This is a genomic window from Paenibacillus sp. 01T424, assembly GCF_056398745.1.
The window spans coordinates 79,251-98,611 of the sequence record NZ_JBFTPZ010000015.1; the positions used below are offsets into that span (position 1 = coordinate 79,251).

Annotated in this window: 10 protein-coding genes; 1 reads left to right on the plus strand and 9 read right to left on the minus strand. The window is 47.2% G+C overall.

Annotation, left to right across the window (positions count from 1 at the left end):
- Positions 1–69: 69 nt before the first annotated feature.
- Positions 70–6,957, minus strand: a complete 6,888-nt coding sequence (locus AC1DPK_RS13990) for a rhamnogalacturonan lyase family protein (protein ID WP_477510688.1) — start codon at positions 6,955–6,957, stop codon at positions 70–72.
- A 706-nt stretch (positions 6,958–7,663) separates the two neighbouring features.
- Here AC1DPK_RS13990 and AC1DPK_RS13995 point away from each other — a divergent pair.
- Positions 7,664–8,020 (plus strand): helix-turn-helix domain-containing protein, encoded by a 357-nt coding sequence (locus AC1DPK_RS13995; RefSeq protein WP_477510689.1) that lies wholly within the window; start codon positions 7,664–7,666, stop codon positions 8,018–8,020.
- Positions 8,021–8,075: 55 nt separating this feature from the next.
- On the opposite strand, the gene AC1DPK_RS14000 is transcribed toward AC1DPK_RS13995, so the two are convergent.
- The 8 genes from AC1DPK_RS14000 to AC1DPK_RS14035 all read right to left on the minus strand — a co-directional run bounded on the left by AC1DPK_RS14000 (position 8,076) and on the right by AC1DPK_RS14035 (position 19,352).
- Entirely contained in the window at positions 8,076–8,933 is an 858-nt protein-coding gene (locus tag AC1DPK_RS14000) for a hypothetical protein (RefSeq protein WP_477510690.1), read from the minus strand.
- A gap of 85 nt (positions 8,934–9,018) precedes the next feature.
- Positions 9,019–12,261 (minus strand): hypothetical protein, encoded by a 3,243-nt coding sequence (locus AC1DPK_RS14005; RefSeq protein WP_477510691.1) that lies wholly within the window; start codon positions 12,259–12,261, stop codon positions 9,019–9,021.
- Positions 12,262–12,289: 28 nt separating this feature from the next.
- A complete protein-coding gene (locus tag AC1DPK_RS14010) occupies positions 12,290–13,630 on the minus strand; it encodes a UDP-glucose dehydrogenase family protein (RefSeq protein ID WP_076269089.1) in 1,341 nt (446 codons plus the stop codon).
- A 29-nt stretch (positions 13,631–13,659) separates the two neighbouring features.
- On the minus strand, positions 13,660–15,027 hold the full coding sequence (locus AC1DPK_RS14015; protein WP_477510692.1) for a sugar phosphate nucleotidyltransferase: 1,368 nt from the start codon (positions 15,025–15,027) through the stop codon (positions 13,660–13,662).
- Positions 15,028–15,100: 73 nt separating this feature from the next.
- Positions 15,101–16,054: a polysaccharide pyruvyl transferase family protein gene (locus AC1DPK_RS14020; protein WP_076269091.1), complete on the minus strand. Its 954-nt coding sequence runs from the start codon at positions 16,052–16,054 to the stop codon at positions 15,101–15,103.
- Position 16,055: 1 nt separating this feature from the next.
- Complete coding sequence (locus AC1DPK_RS14025; RefSeq protein WP_339204772.1) at positions 16,056–17,408, minus strand: lipopolysaccharide biosynthesis protein; 1,353 nt, start codon at positions 17,406–17,408, stop codon at positions 16,056–16,058.
- A gap of 9 nt (positions 17,409–17,417) precedes the next feature.
- On the minus strand, positions 17,418–18,317 hold the full coding sequence (locus AC1DPK_RS14030) for a glycosyltransferase (protein WP_441884894.1): 900 nt from the start codon (positions 18,315–18,317) through the stop codon (positions 17,418–17,420).
- A 3-nt stretch (positions 18,318–18,320) separates the two neighbouring features.
- Entirely contained in the window at positions 18,321–19,352 is a 1,032-nt protein-coding gene (locus tag AC1DPK_RS14035; RefSeq protein WP_477510693.1) for a glycosyltransferase family 4 protein, read from the minus strand.
- Positions 19,353–19,361: the final 9 nt, after the last annotated feature.

The window sequence follows — 19,361 nt, forward strand, 5'->3', positions numbered from 1 at the left end:
TCCCTATAGCTGCGGAATCCGAATCATTCGGCTTTCCTTCGCTATAGGGATCTGCTCAGTTGACATATTTTATTCGAGCATGCTCATCATCGAATAAATGACTTTTGCTGCTTGTGCTCTTGTACTCCATCCATTTGGCATAAATGTATTACCCGACATGCCGTTCAGAATGCCTGTCGACTGCATTTCCTGAACAGCCTTGGCTGCATAATCGGCAATCTCCTCCTGATCGGTGAAAGCAATTGCGCTTCCACTCACAAGCTTCAAGCCAGCTACCTCAGCTGCACGGTAGGCCATAACGGCCATATCCTGCCGTGAGATAAGCTCGTTGACGCCAAAGGTTCCGTCAGACTTGCCTTTTATTATGCCAAGCTTCTCAGCTGCGGCAATTGAGCTGGCGTACCATGCGCCTGCTTTCACGTCGTTAAAGCTGCTTACTTCTTCACTGTCTTCTAGCTCTAATGCCAGCATCAGCATTTTCACAAATGCTCCTCGTGTCACCTCGCCATTTGGCTGAAAGCTGCCATCTCCATAGCCATTAACAATGCTGCGCGCTGCCAATGCTTCAATCGGATCGATTGCCCATAAAGCTTGATTCTGATCCGTGAATGCAGATGCCGCGTATAGGCTAGAATAATAGCTGAAATGATTCGTTTTGAAGGTGATCATCCCTGTTTTTGCATCATACTTTCCATTGCGAATGATTTCGAATTTGCCATCGTCTGCGATATAATAAACGACCACATTGCCCGGCTTCTCACCTGGCTTAAGCACATAAGGAACACTTATCTCAAGTGCATGCTTGCCGCCCGCGAATTCACTTATTTTCTTATCGCCTACATATAGATTGAAATCATAGACGGTTCCATCGCCAACTTTCTCTCGAATAGCCTCGGAGAGTCCAGAAGTATCCATCCTATCGATTGATAGTTTTAGCGTTTCTGTACCTGCGCCAAGCGCACCCTTAAGTGCTTTGTTCGAAAGGGTTACTTTTGCCGAGCCTGTATCAATTGTTAAAGATAATTCATCCTTCGTATTCCAGCCCGCAAACGCACCGCCACGAATGCTGATCTCTACTGATTTGGCAGAACCTACCGCATTCACCTTAATGGTGAGCGATTTCGCTGCTGCTTCGATCACTTTTTGGAGATCCGCAGCTTCTACCACCGCTGTCGCTTTTCCGTTCACTGTCACTGCTTCAACCGTTACTTGATTGCCAGCAGGTGCTGGAGTTGGCGCTGTTCCACCCGACGATGAATCCGGTGTTGGACTTGGAGTTGGTGTTGGTGTCGGTGTTGGACTTGGTGAAACGACTGGATCTGCAAGCAGGGTAATTTTTTTCTCCCCTTTTACACCCGATCCATCCGCAGCCGTCGCTACGACGGTTACCTTTCCTTCCGCTGTCGCATGAAGCAGGCCATCTGTTCCGATTGCTGCCAGAGCAGTAGGGCTGCCATCCTCATTCACAACTGACCAAACAACACTTTTGTTAGCCGCAGTATCCATATGAACCTCTGCATTCATCTGGAGCGTGCTGCCTACCTTAACAGAATCGGCTTGCCCTGCCGCTGTTACCGTTATCGAGGTAACTAGCACTTGAATATATTGAATATTTGGAGCTGCTGGCATCGCCATTCCGTCTCCTAAATAGAAGCTTGGATGCGGCGGCTGGTTATAAGCAACATTTTGCCAAGCTACTCCTAAACGATAGTTCGGATCATGCATCAGCGTATGAATGCGATATTCAGTTTCATCCACAGTAGAGTAGATTCTAAATTCGCTGCTGTCTTCTGAACGCCACATGATCTCCTCACGCCAGTCGCCGAACAAATCAGCCTGCAAGCTAGAGTTCGCTTTCGTCGAGTTATTTGTAGAGGAGCCAACTGCGGTCAATAAATTAACCGTTTTTGCATTCATATAATCCCATTTATCGATGCGATTATAATCCTGCAGCTCGCGCAGCAGATCGCCATCCCACCATACGCCAAAGTTTGTCGAGCTTGGGATGCTCGTCGTTATTTTCTCGCCTTTGGCGCTGTACAATCCTGTAACCGGGATATGCTCGCTACTTACAATATTGGCGCTCCACATCTCTTCACCCAAATATCTTGGATCGAGATCCGCTGACATCCCGCGACCGGTATCTACGCCGGTATGAATCCCCCAAATAATTTCGCCTGTACGCGCATCCTTCAAATCCATCCCGTATGGGGAGTCGCTATGCTCTTGTACAGCGAATATTTCCAGTCCCGGACGTTCAGGGTCAAGGTCGCCAAAGTGCATCGCATCACCGTGACCAAGTCCCGTATTGTAGAGCGGCTTGCCATCGTCATCAATACCCATCGCGCCAAAATGAATTTCGTCTTTGCCGTCGCCGTCCGAATCGCCTATCGATAAATTGTGATTCCCCTGGCCTGCAAAGGAGCCGTTTCCTTCATCGTTAGAGTCAAATACCCACCGCTTCGTCAGCTGACCATTGCGATAGTCATAAGCAGCAAGCACCGTACGTGTGTAATACCCTCTGCTAAAAACTAAGCTCGGCTTCTCGCCGTCAAGATACGCGACCGCTGCTAGAAAACGGTCTACCCGATTGCCGTAAGTATCTCCCCACGCTGCAACATCACCGCGAGGCGGATCATATTCTGTTGTGGCAAGCGCTTTTCCAGTTAAGCCCTCGAATACGGTTAAATATTCATTGCCTAGCAAAACATATCCGGTACTGTTGCGATAATCCTTGCTAGGATCACCGATGGCTTTGCCCGTTCCGTCAATCGTGCCATCTGCTGTCTTGAACGTTACTTCCGCACGTCCATCACCATCCAAGTCATAAACCATAAACTGCGTATAATGCGCTCCTGCTCGAATATTTGGTCCGAGATTAATGCGCCATAGCCGCGTGCCGTCTAGCTTATAAGCATCCATATACACAATGCCCGTATAACCGGCTTGGGAATTGTCTTTGCTGTTGGATGGCGACCATAACATGACAATCTCATATTTACCGTCACCGTCGAGATCCCCAACGCTAGCGTCACCCGCTGAATACGAGTACGGCTGTCCGTCCTTCGTATAATCATCGGCTGGCTTCTGCAGCGGCACTGATTTGTACTGCTTTTGCCAAACGCCGAAGCTGCTTGTCGCCGCCTGCTCAACACCGCTCAGCACCGATCTAATATGGTACGAGGATGTATCTGTACCCACCGTATCCACATAGTTCGTGCTCTTCGTGATTAGCTCATCGTTAAGCTTGACGCCGTCACGATAAACATTGAAGCCGATTGACTCTGGATCAAGTCCTAACATACGCCATCCCAAATAGTTGCCGTTCTCCGTCTTAATGGCGACAGGCGAACGATCCAGATACTCCATTGCACGAACAAGCGTTGTAATTGCCTGCGTCTCCAAAGCACCCGACAGCTCAGAAATGCCGCCCTCATTGACAGAGGCCACTTTATAGTAATAAGGAATCGTCGTCAAAACGGTGTTGTCGGTATAAGCTGCCGTAGATGACTTTCCAATCAACGTATAAGGGCCATTCGCTTCTTTGGCGCGATACACATTGTACATTCTTGCCTGTGGAACGGCATCCCAAGTGAAGCTGATATCGTTTTTGTGAATGGAAGCAAGCGCAAGGCCAGATGGAATCGCTGCTTTCTCCACATTCGGATCAATCATGGACACCTGTAGGAAATTAGATGTCACCGACTCAAATCCGGTATTGTCTATTGCCGACACCGAATATACGTACTCAAGGCCAACATCCGCGCTTGTATCAATAAACGTTGGTTGCGTCGTCACGCTTAGCAGCTCAGCGCTGCTTGCGACAGTAGCCTTGCGATAAACATGATATTTTACAGCATCCGCAACTCCCGTCCATGAAAGCTCCGCCTTAATTGGATTGCTGCTCAAATCAAGATCGTTTAGCTCTAGCTTCGTAGGCGCTAGAAGCAGCGGTGTTATTTCAACTCCATTCAAATGAGCAGTCTGGCCGCTGAGGATCATGTTCAGCTGGCCGTCCTTAACGGCAATCATGTTGAACACCCGTTCAGCAATATTTTCCTTGCCCGATGATACCGTGCCATAATCCTTATTTTCAATATAAATATTCGTTTTCGTTGACCCGATCCAGTCCCCCGTATAGGTTTTGACTGAATAATAACCGTTTGGCAGGTCTACTTTGAATTCATAGCTATTGCCAAAATAAGCAACAAAGTCTCGTCTGAGCGCATCCGTACCCGCTCCGCGGTCGCGATCTATCATACCTGTGCTGTCCGTTATGCCATATCCGCGTTCAGCGGTGTAAATCGTATTGCGAGTAACCTCGGTATAACCGGCCTCAACTACACCGCCAATCGTTCCGAAATCATATTTGTACAATGCCGATTTCGTTTGAATAAAGATGGAATCGGATGGCGCAGACTCTCCTTTGCCATTCACTGCTGTCACATAAACATGATAGCTGTTCCCTTCAACAAGGCCGCCCATATTCAGCGTCGGAAGTGTAGAAGTACCAATCATGGCATACGCGCTATCCGGCTCTGAGGAAAGCTTGCGATAGATTTTGTAAATATCAGCTGTTGCTGTTTTGTCCCATTTGAGCAATGCTCCTGCATTGCTTATGCTTCCAGCGACAAGGCTGGTCGGCTTAGCTGGCACGTTTGCTGGCAATTCAATTTCTTTTACGGATTGAGCCAGAGGCAAATCCAGCTGCTTGATCGCTGCCGAGAGCATACGCGCGAGCTGGATGGCGCCATATTCTTGGAAATGCGTATCATCAGCGGAGCCATTCGGGAATGCTCCGTATACACCAGCTGGCGTATGAAGGAACACGGATAACGTTGCTGCTGGACCGATTGAATCGTAATACGCAATACTCAGCGTGCTCAAATCAACCACGTTAACGTCAAGCTCCTGCCCCACTTCCTTCATCGCTTGCACGTATTCTGGGAAGCTGACGTTAAACTTTCCAGTCTCGGCGTTGAAGCTGCGCCTGCCCATCGGCGTCACAAGAATTGGCGTTGCTCCGCGCTGCTTCGCGCCGTTTACATACGTTTTCAAATAGTTTTTGTAATCAGCTGGAGATGCATAACGATCCGGAACGCTAATCGTTGCATCATTATGACCAAATTGCACGAGGAAATAATCGCCCGGCTTAATAGCTCTCAGCACCTCGTCCAAGCGGCCTTCGGATATAAAGTTTTTGGTGCTACGACCGCCGATCGCATGATTTTTGAAAATAACATTTTCAGAGAAAAAGCTTGGAATCATTTGTCCCCAGCCCGCTTGTGGAAGCCAGTACGGATCGTACGTTTGTACTGTAGAATCACCTGCAAGATAAATAGTAGGCAGCTCGCCTGGTGTACGCTCTGCTTTTTTCGTAATGACGAGCGCGTTGATTTTTGGAGCAGTACCCGCAAACTCGAAGTTCAGCTGCCCGTCTACCAGCGCAATATCAAAGCTCATTTCAAGAAATTGACCTGCTGGCCTAACCGCATTGCCGTCCAGTCGTTTTACCTTTTCCATGTTCTCGACCGTAATTGAAATATCTGTTACGTCATTCAGATCCCCTGCAATAAGAGACACGGTGTAATCTGCATTCGGCAGATCCACAATGAAGGATGTGTCCTTTACGATGCTGAAGTCCGAGCGCAGCGCATCCGCTGTGCCGCGGTCGACGAAGCTTACCTTTGCCGGATCACCGAATCCGTATTTTCGCTCCGCAGAATAAGCAGCAGCAGAGGAAACGGAAACATAACCATCGGCTGCCCAACCTTTTCCAAAATCAAAACGTTTTACATCTCCATCCGGCAAGACAACCGGCGGCACATACACGGTGCTTGCCGCGTAAGCCGAGAAGTCGGACAAGACTTGTCCATTCCGTGCTTTTATTTTGTAATATTGCACGATAGCGGTATTCGCTGTTTGATCGATATACGACGATGCTGCTGATTGGCCAATCTCAGCATACGTCCCATCCACTGCATCCGAACGATATACGACATAGTCCGCCGCTCCAACAGAAGCGCCCCAAGCAAGCCGAGTAGAGGCGGCATTCACTTCGGTAACTGCTAGATTGGTGGGAAAAACAGGAGACTGCGGCATCGGAATCAAGGCAGCCTCGCTAGCTGTACTTAAAGGCGACTGCTGGCCAAAGGCATTGACGGACGAAACATAATACGTATAGCTGTCCCCAACACTTACATTAGCATCGGAATAGCTCGTTTCTTTGATTTGCTCAGCAATTGGCTCACTTGGCTCACTGCCGCCAGTCGTACGGTATACATGGTAGTAAACTGCATCCGTGACAGCTGTCCATTTCATTGAAACTCCGCTTGCGCTTATACTCGTCAGCATGAGTCCTTCTGGCGCAGAAGGAAGTACTTGCTCGATAATAACAGCGTTCAATACACTGAATGTTCCATCGCCTGTCAGTTGAATATTTAGTTGTCCATCTGCGACTGAAGCATTATAAACCTTGCTCTCTACAGCTCTGCGAGAGTTGATAGATTCCCCGGCTACATCCTCAATCGTTACCTTCGTTTTGTAGGTAGAAGTCGTTTGAAGAAGATCACCGGAATAAAGCGTGACCTTATAGTTGCCATTAGGTATGTCCGCTTTGAATACAAAAGGAACATTTGTTCCTCCCAAAACAAAATCATTAATTACGTTATCCGGTGATTCTGCCCCTCGAAAACGAGAAGCAAGATTCATATCCAAACCATAGCCCTTCTCAGGTGTATAAAGCGTCGTTCCAGTAATTCCGATATAACCATCCGCAACAGGACCGCCTGTACTTCCAGCAGGTGCTGGCGCTGAACCAAAATCAAACTTCCACATCTGCGGCTGTGCAGTTTGCGCGGCCTCTGCTTGCTCATTTGTAAATCCAGCAAAAACCGTGCAGAAAACCATAACTACTGCCAACACTAACGACATGCTCCGTTTCAATCGCTTACTCATTCAGCATTTGTTCCCCTTTCATAAATGGGCTAAAATAAGCTGTAAACGTTTCTAGCAATCATGCAAAATTTTTGGCAAGAAATATTTACCTCTTAATAGTACTCTTATAAAGAATGCGCTTTCATTAGAAAAAACCATAATGATTGTTCAAATATCCGTGTATTTAGGCAGCTTTTGCAAAAACGACAGACTTCGGCGGCGGCATACAGGGTTGTTGATTAGTGAAGGCGACTGTAAGCAAGTCGGTGTTCTAAAAGCCTTAAAGTTATGTTAGTTTGGTAGCTGTAGGTACATATATGCGCTTATAGAGTTAGGTGGGCCGTTGGAGTGGGGATTTATGGTGGCTGTAAGCACGTATATGTTCTTAGAGCCTTGAAGTATCATGAGTTTGGCGGCTGTAAGCACATATATGTGCTTATGGAGTAAAACCAGCGTTGAAATAGTGATCTAAATTGGCTGTTAGCACGTATATGTTCTTAGAGCCTTGAAGTATCATGAGTTTGGTGGTTATAAGCACATAGATGTGCTTATGGAGTCAATTCGCAGTCGGAGAGGGACTTTTGGCGGCTGTAAGGTTGCTTACAACAAGCTAGTGTTCTGATTTGTACATGCAATTGGAAAACATGATATAATTATGTGTGCATTTACCTTGCAAGCAATATGATCATTTAAAATAGACTTTGTGACGTTGGAGAGGGGGATATTGATGTTTGCGAAGCGCCTTAAACAGCTGCGTAAATCGAGGAAATTAACGATGCAAGAAGTTGCTGATTATTTAGGAGTTGCGAAAAGCACCTATGCAGGCTATGAATCCGGCTATCGACAGCCGACTCTTGAATCCATTCAAACTATTTCACGCAAGCTGCGCACTTCCGCTGATTATCTTCTTGGGCTTACTGATTATCCTGAGCCGCCAATCGAGCTCAATCATAATGCGAAGGAATATTTGAATTATGAACAGCTGCACTGGGATGGGGTTCCTTTGGAAAAGGACGATCTGGATTTAATTCGCAACTTGCTCGAACGTGTACTCCGTGATCGCACCTTGCCAAAGGATGGATGATCTATTCACTATATCTATATTTGATTAAAATAAGGAACTCCAAACGTTCTTAGCTTCAACCGCCCATCAATTGCAGCAGCTTCGCCTCGAATTGCCCTTGAAGCTGCAGCATGAGATCGCTGAACGTTTGCTCCCACTTATCCGTAATTTCTGCCTCCACATTATCCTTTTCTGCTTGTGCAATAATTCCCTGCATTTTCGTACTGCATGTCGCTTCCACCTTCGAAAGCCCATCCATCCATTTCTGGCTTAACTCCTGAAACGCGTAAGGATCAGACATATCCAATTGTGCAACACTTGTTTCCGCCCCTGCCAATACATCATTCATATCCTGCGTACACTTAGCTTGAATCTGAACAATCTGCTGCTCATACTTTTCTGTTGACGTAATTGGAGCTTCCGTTTCCGGCACATTTGGCTGATCAGGCGAAGGCGTTGGCTTTGGTTTTGTCGTTGGCGTTGACGTTGAACCATCATTCGGCTTCGTCTCCGTCCCTTTGTTCGGTTTAGTTGTACTTGATGGCTTCGTCGTCTGAACGGGATTTTCATTTTCCCCAGCCGGCTTATCCGCCTCTTTCTCCGGCAGTACAGCTTCCCCTCCACTTCCAGCAGGCTTACCTGCCACCTGTTCCACTGGTTTGCCGGTTTTGTCAGTCGTTGGCGGTACGCCATCTACAGTTGGACTCGTTTTCTCAGGCGCTGTCCCATACAGTTCTTCCTCACTCAGCTGTGCTTGCTCGTTTAATGCTGCGCCATTCGCATTCACAATAAGTGATTGTTGTGAGGATTCATTCCAATAGAGACCGCCCCACACAAATAATAGAATAAGCGTTAATGAGCCTAAAATAATATTAATCGTATCCGGCTTTTGAAGCCGCGGACGCCGTTTCTTCCTTGCATGATGCTTGCTCATATTATGCTCATACCACCTTCCGTTTTGAATAGAAAGAAGCCAGTCTCCTTTCTCTTAGACGAGAAGGAAGACTGGCTGCTTTTTGTTAAGATCGCATGATTTCCGTAATAATGGTAGTAAGCAATTTGTTGACCTTGCTTTTCGTTTCGTTTATCGCCTTATTTTTCAGCGCATTCGTTGTTTTTACTTTATTGATCTCATCAACAGCTACATTTCTAGCCTGTACAACATCCATGATCAGTTGTGCCTTCTGCTCATCGTTAGTCGCTGCTTTCAGCTTTTTCTTAACCTCGTTCAGCTTGCTATCCAATTCTTCAGCTATTCTCTTAAACTCTGCCTTAGGATCAATTTCGACATCTTCATTAACGAGCGTCACCTCTTGCTGGAAAATCACTTTAGCAGAGCCGCCGTATGGATTCACTAACGTCGCTTGAATAACAGCCGTACCATTAGCAACCTTTTTCGGAATCGTTACTTTCCCTCGCGAATCGACTGTGACATCTTTGCTTCCCGATACTTTCTTCCATTTCAAGAACGAGGATGGCAAAACAGTGCCAAGCAGCTTCAAGCTGTATTCATGCTGCCTTCCGCTAGCCGTAATCTTCACCGCCGAAATAACTTCTGAACGGATATAAGCAACTGTTAATGCGTTAAGGGCCCGCTCATCATATTTAAGCTTTAGTTGGAATTTAAAAACAGATAGTCGTACATCAGCCGATTTAACACCTAAGTTGTTCAGCGCCTCGCTTAATGCATAATCATCCTTTTTGGATAAAATTTCACCCATGGCTTCCATAATAACCGCATTTATTTTTTCCTTGTTGCCGAGCAGCTGAGCGATCTCCTGCGGCTTCATATCCGAGATAATTTTGCGAACGGTCCCTTCAACACCAAGGCGGTCAGCTCCATCACCGAACAACAGAACGAGGAAATCATCCATGCTGAGGCTTGTTACCCCGCCTGCAGCGGCAATCGTCTTCAGTGCAGCACGGAATTCTGGATTCGTTCGAATCGCTTCAAGTCCCTTCGCTTCTGGATCATATTGCAGGGAGCCTACAGACTGAATGATCTGGAACACAGTCTTCTTCAGCTCCGCTTGATTAACCGATGCGGGAAGCTTAGGAGCAATCTTGACCCAGACAGGATCAATAAGGGATTGATCCTTGGCAAAATCAAGCTTGGCGATCTCATCGCGCAAATTGCGTACATCCTGCACATCCGAAGGATCTCCAGCAAGCAGTGCCGCGTGAAGCTTATTCATTCTCTCAAGGAATTCTTCTGCTGGGAAGTGTTCTCCCTCTCCATTTGTAGCTGTTAACGTAACCTCTTTCTCAAAAATAACTTTAGCTTGTCCACCATATGGGTTAATCAACGTCGCTTGAACAACCGCCGATCCGCTGGCAACGCCTCGCGGAAGCGTAACCGTACCGCCAGTAGATACTTTCACATCTTTGCTTCCAGATACTTTGCTCCACCGCAGCGCAAGCGGCGGAACATCCACGCCGAACACCTTCAAGCTGAATTTTTGCTCACGGCCGTCTTCACTGATTTTAACAGCCTCGACAGCTTCGGAGCGCATATGAGCGATAATTAGCGCTTGAATTGCTGGCTCATCCATCTTCAATCGAGCTTGGAAGTTAAGCATGGTTGCAGCAGACTCCTCCGCCGTTACACCCAACTGGCTTAAAACGGAGCTGAACTTATAATTGCCGGTTTCACTTAGCAGCTCCTCTGTCTTCTGGAGCAGCAGTGTGGAAATCGCTTGCTTATCTCCAATCAACTGCAGCAGCTGAGTCGGTGACAGGCTGGCAAGCTTCTGCCTTATAGCACCATCTACACCTGGAATAACACCACCATCGCCAAATAAAAACATGAGAATATCGTCTATTACAAAGCTAGTTTCGCCGCCTCCGGCTGCTCCAAGCTCAGCTAACACAGCACGATATTCTGGATTTTTGCGAATCTCCTCTAAACTTGCAGCCTGCGGGTCATATGGAATCAAGCTAATTTCCTTAACCATATTGAATAAAACAGCCTTCAGCTTTGCTTGGTCTGCTTCTGCGGGCAGCTTAGCCGTAATCTTCTTCCAAATCGGATCAATTAAATTGTGATCCTTAGCAAAGTCCAGCCCGGCAAGCTCATCACGCAAATTGCGAACAGCCCCAATATCTGCTGGATCTCCTGCTGCTAGAGCAGAATGCAGCTTATTCATCCGCGCAAGGAATGACTCTACAGGAAATTCGGTCTCATGCGAAATTGCAGCGTTTAAGGTTACCTCTTGCTCAAATATGACTTTCGCCGAGCCACCGTATGGATTAATAAGCTTAGCCTGAATAACAGCTGTGCCGGTTTTCGCAGCATCCGGTATAGTTACGACACCCGTAGGCAATACCTTTACATTAGAATCGCCGGATACCTTTGACCATTGCAGCACTTGTGGGAAAAGATATACGCCGAACACATTTAAACTATACGAATGCACACGACCGGTGTAGTCTATTTTCACGCTTGACTTCACGCTTGATCGAATATACGCCACAGTCATCGCGCTGATCGCAGGCTCGTCCTTCTGAAGCTTCACCTGGAAGTTTTGTACGGTCGCTCTTACATCCTGCGGCGTCACGCCTAAATTTTTCAAAATAGAGCTGAACTTGTACTCCTTTGTCTCACCCATCAGCTTCTCCATCGCTTGAAGAAGAACCGTTACAATGCCCTGCTTATTGCCAAGCAGCAAAATCAGCTCCTCCGGAGACTTCTCCGCGATCAGGCTGCCAATCGTTCCTTCCACGCCTTTACGGTTGCTGCCATCGCCAAACATAAAGACAAGAAAGTCTTCTAATCGGATGTTCTCGTCACCGCCGGCAGCTGCAATCGTCTTTAACGTTGCACGAAACTCTGGATTCGTGCGAATAGCCTCCAAATCAGAGGCTTCAGGGTCGTAACGGAAGGAGCCTACAGCCTTGATCAACCGGAACAGGCTCGCTTTAAGTTCTGCTTTATCGGCAGACTCAGGAAGCTTCTCGCTAATTTTGGTCCAAATCGGATCGATCAGCTGCTGATTTGTTGCTTCATCCAAACCGGCAATTTCATCTCGCAAATTTTTAACCTCTTGCATGTCCTTCTTGTCCCCAGCTGCTAGTGCTGCATATAGAGCCTGCATACGCTCCAAAAACACGCTTGAAGGCAGCGCAGCTTCTGCGGCACTCGCCGCTTGAACAAATCCCAGCTTCTCGGTCAGCCCTTTCTGGCTGAGCGGCAATCCGCCTAGCGATGCTGTAAGCATAGAGATCGCCAGCGCAGATAAGGTTACTTTTTTTCGAAACGTCATTTCATTCACCTCTGGTCATTAGTTTGGTTTAAAATTGTAATACAGGTATTTGCTGCTTTACGCCTTGATTAAGGCTAGGGCGGCCTACGGAGTAATAAACAAATTCAGTACCAACCAAATGCTCCTCTTCGAAAACATTGCGGCCGTCAATCAGAATCGGACTCTTTAATACTTGTTGAAGCAGTCCAAGGTCAACATGCGAGAACTCCTCCCACTCTGTCAGCAAGCAAAGCGCATCCGCATCTTTTGCCGCTTCCATCGCGTCCTCGCACCATTCAACACCGCTAATTTCATATAAAGTGCGGAAGTTGTCAGTCGCAATAGGGTCATAAGCCTTGACCTTAACGCCGTTGTCCACCAAATGTTGAATAATTTCCGATGCTGGCGAATCGCGCACATCATCGGTATTCGGCTTGAATGCAAGCCCCCATACTGCAATCGTCTTGCCTGAAAGCTCACCTTGAAATATCGTCTCCAGCTTRCGAATGACGTTAAAGCGTTGATCCTGATTGACCTCTACTACCGAGCGCAGCAGCTTGAACTCATAATCAACATGTCCGGCAATTTGAATTAAGGCGCTTGTATCTTTAGGAAAACAAGAGCCCCCGTAGCCGATTCCCGCTTTTAGGAATGATGGGCCAATTCGCTTGTCATAACCCATTCCTTCAGCTACCTTCGTTACATCTGCGCCTACCTTCTCGCAAATATTAGCGATCTCATTGATAAATGATATTTTGGTAGCTAGAAATGCATTGGACGCATATTTAATCATTTCAGCGCTGCGAATATCCGTAATGACGATTTGTTCCGTTAAGGGAATATGAAGCAGCTTCATAATTTCTGCTGCGCTTTGTGAGCTGGCTCCAATAATAATGCGATCGGGATGCAGCGTATCTTGTATCGCCGAGCCCTCGCGCAAAAACTCTGGCAGCGAGATACTGTCAAACAACTCACTCGTGTGGGAGGCGATGACGGTTGCTAGACGTTCATTCGTTCCAACGGGTACAGTGCTTTTTACCGCTATGATTTTATAACCGTTCATCGCCTTAGCAATCTCTATGGCTGCTTGGTCAATGTAAGATAGATTAGCCTCGCCATTTGGCAGCGGCGGTGTTCCTACCGCCAAAATGATAATGTCCGATTGCTGTACCGCGCTTCGCAAATCAGTCGTGAAGGTCAGCATTCCTGCTGCTCGGTTCGACGCTGCGAGCTCCTTGAGGCCTGGCTCATAGATCGGAATGCCGCCAGCGTTTAGTGTCTCAATTTTGCGCGGGTCCTTGTCTACGCAAATGACGCGATTGCCAAGCTCCGCATAACAAATGCCCGAGACGAGCCCCACATAGCCAGTTCCAATAACCGTGATGTTCATGCTATTCGCTCCTTCATTGAATGATTTATTTATACGGTGCATATTTGCATAATCTCATTCCAATCGAAGGCAAGCCGGACGATGTCCTCTTCTATAAGCTCCGTCCCTGTCTGAATTTCGATAATGTCCATTTCTGTTTCTGCGCGCAGACTATGAAGGCTTTCTTTCGATATCGTTAGCACATCGCCTGATTTCACTTCAAAGCTTCGACCATTCAGCACCATGACGCCATGTCCGGCAACAATCGTCCATACCTCGTCTCTCAGCAGATGATATTGATAGCTTAAGTTACGTCCTGGCGCAACGCATATTCGTTTAGTCAGCACTTCCTTGCCGTCGGGATATTTCAAATAATCAAGCACACGATAGCGGCCCCAACGACGCTCCTCATACATCGGACGCTGGTCGGAATGCTTCATGACCTCCTTGATCATAGGACTAGCCGCTTTATCCGACACCAAAATTCCGTCCGGACTCGCCGCTACAATGACATTCGATACATTCAGCAGCGTAATCGGGATGTCGAGCTCATTAATGACATGCGTGTTCGTTGAATCTCCCGAAATAATCCCTTTTCCAATAAGCGGCGTTTCAATTTCCTCGGTCAAGGTGTTCCAAGTTCCAAGGTCTTTCCAATCGCCCTCATATGGCAATGCCACGATATGATTGGACTTTTCTACGATTTCATAGTCAAAGCTGTTTTTCGGCATCTTCCCGTATTGCTTCAGCATCTCGTCGTATTGAATCGGCAGTTCATTAGCAATCAGAATGTTAATGAGAAAATCAAGYTTGAATGCAAAAACCCCGCAGTTCCAAAGTGCAGCCTGCTCAATCATGGCTGCCGCTTCTTCTTCGCGGGGTTTTTCTCTAAAGCTGTTTACATTGACATAATTGTTCGCCTCAGCTGCAAGCTCAGGAACGATATAGCCGTATTTTTCCGAAGGATATGTTGGCTTCACGCCCATAAGCGCTAAATCTGCTCCCGATTTATTCAAAACCAGCTCAAGCTCCTTCGTCTTATGGAAAAACGATTGCTCCACGTAGGGATCAACTGGCATGACAACGATTGTTTCATTCAAGCTTACGCCTTGCACCGAATATAAATAGGTTGCTGCGAGCGCGATAGCAGGGAAGGTATCCCTTCTTTCCGGCTCGACGATCACTTCAATCTCGCTTCCGAGCTGGCTGTGAATCATATCTACCTGCGGCTTGCTTGTTGCGATGTAAGCATGCTCGCGTAAACCCGCCTTCGTGATTTGTCCCCATACGCGCTGAACCATCGATTCACGCTCGCCGCTCTCGTCTTTTAGCACCTTCAAAAACTGCTTGGATCTCGATTCGTTCGACAACGGCCACAGCCGCTTGCCCGAGCCTCCGGATAGAAGAACAATCTTCATGTTGATTCCTCCTAATCGTTTTTATGATACGGTGATTCGATTCGCACTTACTCTCTTCGATATGCCAAGATCATTATGCTTCGTTCTTCACCACCAGCTGCGCTGACTTGATCCCGCTGGTCCATGTATTGTAGTAATTCGAGTTTTTGCCATATGAGTTATCGAGCAGCGTATTAGGCTTGTCCATCAAGCAGGATAATATATGCCCGTGCAGCCTAGAGGTTTGCACGATGCGATAGCCGCTGAAGCGCTTGACCGCTTTGTCTACGAGATAGTCGGAGTACTTGCCCCATATCGCCTGCATCGGCAGAGGGACACCGCTTTTTGTCATCATTTGCCCGATCATCTTAATTGATTTTTTCTCGACGCGATTGTATAGGGAAGCCCAGTCCAAATAATCGCCTCTCCCTGCCAGTTCAAAGCTCGCCTGCTCGCTTGTCTTCTCGATGTCGGTACGGAAGAAGCAGAGCAGCTCCTTGCCGGGGCTGCTTTTGGGCAAAATCGGCCACAGCTGATGTGCCATATCCGGCGATAAGTATACGCAGCATTTATCAAATTTTTGAGCTGCTATCCCATAGGACAGCGTATCCCGTACAAAAAGATGAACATCCTTATGCGCGTTAAAAATACGCGCCGTGCGATCATACTCCGCTTCCTTCTCGAAGAAAATCGTCTGCGGCAGCAGTACAATTCGGTGATTAGGATAATCCTTTACGATTTTCTCCCGCAGCTTCTGATGAACCGGGTACAAATCACCAAAGTTGCCTCCGCCTTGAAGCACGATAATTTGATCATTCGGAATGGTCAGCTTGTCTGGAAAATCAAGAACGCTATAACGCGCAGCCACGCGGATATGATTGTCTTTAAAAAACGCCTCTGCACCCTTCATAATGAGCAAATCGCCGCCATTGTTGTAAACGGGATAATCGATATAATAAATGCTTGAACCCGGTGGTATCACCTTCGTAATTCGGAGAAGCATCTTTTTGAGCCCCTCCATCGGATGTACCTGTGCTTCAACTTGCATATCAACGCGCTCCTTTACGTTGTTTTTTGTCTTTCAAACGCTCAATTAAAAAACGGAAATCATTTTTATCAAACAACATCCCTGATAGCTTTACTTGGAAAATAATTCTCATCGAGGCCAACGTCACTACTAAACGAATGACTGCACCGATTAATAAAGCAAGTGCAATTCCATTTAGCCCATACAAGGGTGTAAACAGAAAAAACAATCCGATGGTTGCCGCTAAGGCAATAAGCTGGCGGACAAGCACCAGCCCTGGACGGCCCATCGCATTAAACGAGGATGCCAAGATCCATGAGCCCCCGCCGAGAATGCATTCGAACGACAGCAGATAGAAGGCCCCGCTTGCTTCAAGGAACGGCGCTCCGAACAGGATGCCCATCAGATAACGCCCGATGAACATGCTCGGGATGACGACAATCGTCATCAGCAGCATCGATAACCGAAAAGCCCTGCCTACCGTTGCGATGATGGCTGACTTCTCCATGCCGGTAACCTTCGGGAACACAACGTTCGTAATCGCCATCTGTACGACATTGAATACGCGGGACAGCGCATAAACGACCGTATACAACCCCAGTTCTCTAGCTGTCAGCATCGATAGAATGACAAGCTTGTCAAACTGTGTGTAAAGCGTGCCGAGAAGCTCCACTCCGAACACTTTGCTGCCATAGCCAAATAACGCTTTCGCTGCCAGCCGATTGCCGAGTCCCTTCAACCAGTTCATCTGAAGCGTTTCTCTTAAACTATAGAGTGACCATGAAACGACAAGCACGCTGGTTACGAGAAATACAAGCGAAGCATTATGCAGGCTTAAATCACCAATCGCCCATAACCCCAAGAGCCCAACCAGATTGCACAGCGGAACCAATAAGCGCACACCGTTATAAATGTTAAACTTGCCAGTACTTTGCGCCAGCGCAGATATTAAATTGATAGCGAGCAGAATCGGCAACATGAGTACCGTATACCATCTCGTAATTTGAATGATGTCAGCAGGATAGTTGCCAAGCCATACCGGCAGCCATACCCACGCGACCACGCCAATGATGATGCTGACCGGAATTTGAAATAGAAAACCCGCTCTAACAAAATCGCTGCCGCTGCCTTTGTTTTGCTTCATATTATAAATAAGAGAGGTCGGCAGGCCGAAGCCAACAAGACCCGCGAGAAGCGTTGGCCAAAACAAAATGGCTGAAAATTCGCCCTTGCCAACAACACCGAACATACGCGCCGTCACGATGGACGTCAGCGTGCTGATAACCATGACTAGCAGGTTCGTTGCACTCGTGCGCATAATCGTTTGAACGAGGCCGTTGCCTCTCCACGCTTTTGAAATAGCAAGCTGTGCCATAGCTTTCCGTCAACCCCTACCGTTATAGCGCAGAATGCCGACTAATGACCCGTTGCGATAACATATTTTCACGACTTGACTGATGAATTTCTTAAAATGAAAAATCGACAGCAAGGATGTTCCGATTGCCTGAATCATTCGGATCACATGTTTTACGATAGCAAAGAGGCTTCGATCCTGCCGCTTAACCGCATCGCTCACGCCTTGCCAGAAGATCCGCTTCAAAAACCATTTTTTTGTCGTTCTCTCCTTGGCAATTTTGTGTTGAACGGATCCATATGGCGTATAAAATACTTTGTAGCTTTCACGAATTCGTGCGATAAGCTCACTTTCCTCACTTGAAAGCAGGTTTGTGCCTACCCGCCCAAGATCCTCTCGGAACGGCTTATATTTATGAAAGACGCTTGCCCGAAACGCAACGTTTGCGCCATATGGAATGGACGGTGCAGGCATTTCCTTCACAACGTTTGCATAATCAAGAATCGTGAATACCGAGCGATGCTCCTCTGGAATCCAGTCCGGCTCAGCCGCTTCCCAGATCGGATCAATTTTGCCGCCTACACAGCCAATCGCCGGATCGCTTTCGAATACGTTCACAATATGCTGCACCCAGTCCCGCGAAGCCAACGCATCATCATCCAAAAATAAAATGAATTCACCGTTTGCTTCCTTAATCGCTCGATTGCGGGCTACCGACAAACCAAGCTTGTTCTCAAAAATATACCGAATGCTTGGACCATACCGATATGCAAGCTTGCCTACCACTTCAGCCGTATTGTCTGTTGATCTGTTGTCGATTACAACAATCTCGATTTGTTCCCGCTCAAAGCTTTGAGCGATTACGCTCTCTATTGCCTCTCCCGTATCCTTCGCCCGGTTATGGGTGCAGATGGCCACCGTTACCTTCATCCTTTATCCCCATCCTTGGTAAACATTTTTTATCCTCTGTGCGATCGCGCTCCAGTCGAGCTCCTTAAGCACTTCTTCGTACTTAGGCGTCTTATGCTCTCTCTTCACATTTAACGCGGCTTTCATTGCATTTTCGAGACCGTTATAATCGCTTGGGTTGTAGCTCACGACCATATCCTCCATAAAATACTCATCGATAAAATCATTGTCAGGCATGACGATCAGCTTCCTGAACGAGAGGCCAAGTATCGCAGAGCCGGAGGTCGTAATTTCCTTGTACGGCATCACCATCACATCAACGGCGCTAATCAAGTCAGCCACTGCTTCATTTGGAATGAAGCGCAGGTCCAAAATAATGTTTTCCTTATCCTCTACCCGCTTCAAATAGGATTCCATTTGCTTGTCCGCTTTGCCCGCAATGATCAGATAGGTATTTCGAGTTTTGAACGCATTAAACGCTTCAATTAAATCCTCGACACCCTTATACGCTTTGATTGCCCCTAAAAACAAATAAACATCAGCTTCTTCGCTGATGCCATAAGACGCTCTGAAGTTGAAGCCTGCAGGCTTATACACGCCAAGATAATGACCATGCTTTACAACAAAAAGCTTGTTAGCCGGCACTCCGAATTCCATCATAACCTTACGTTTGATCGACTCCGAAGCAATCAGCAGCTTGCTGCAAAATTTGCAAATGATCGTTCGCATGTAACGCTCCAGCCGCTTAAACTTAACCTGATGCGGATACAGGTTATGAATCGTCCAAACCAGCTGCACTTTTCGCAACTTCAAATAAATCATCGTCATTATAAATATGATCGATTTCACCATGAACAACAGCAGATTATCATTCTGATAGGCATGATGCATCCAGTGAATATGGACGATGTCGCCAGCTTTCGCTTGCCCGACCTGAAGCGCTAGCTTGCCATGCTGCAAATCCTTCACTTCCATGCCTGCACTGCTGAGTGAATCGGTCAATAAATCATTGTAAAAGTTCAATTCGCTTGATTTTGGCCACATCCATACTTTCATCGCCGTACG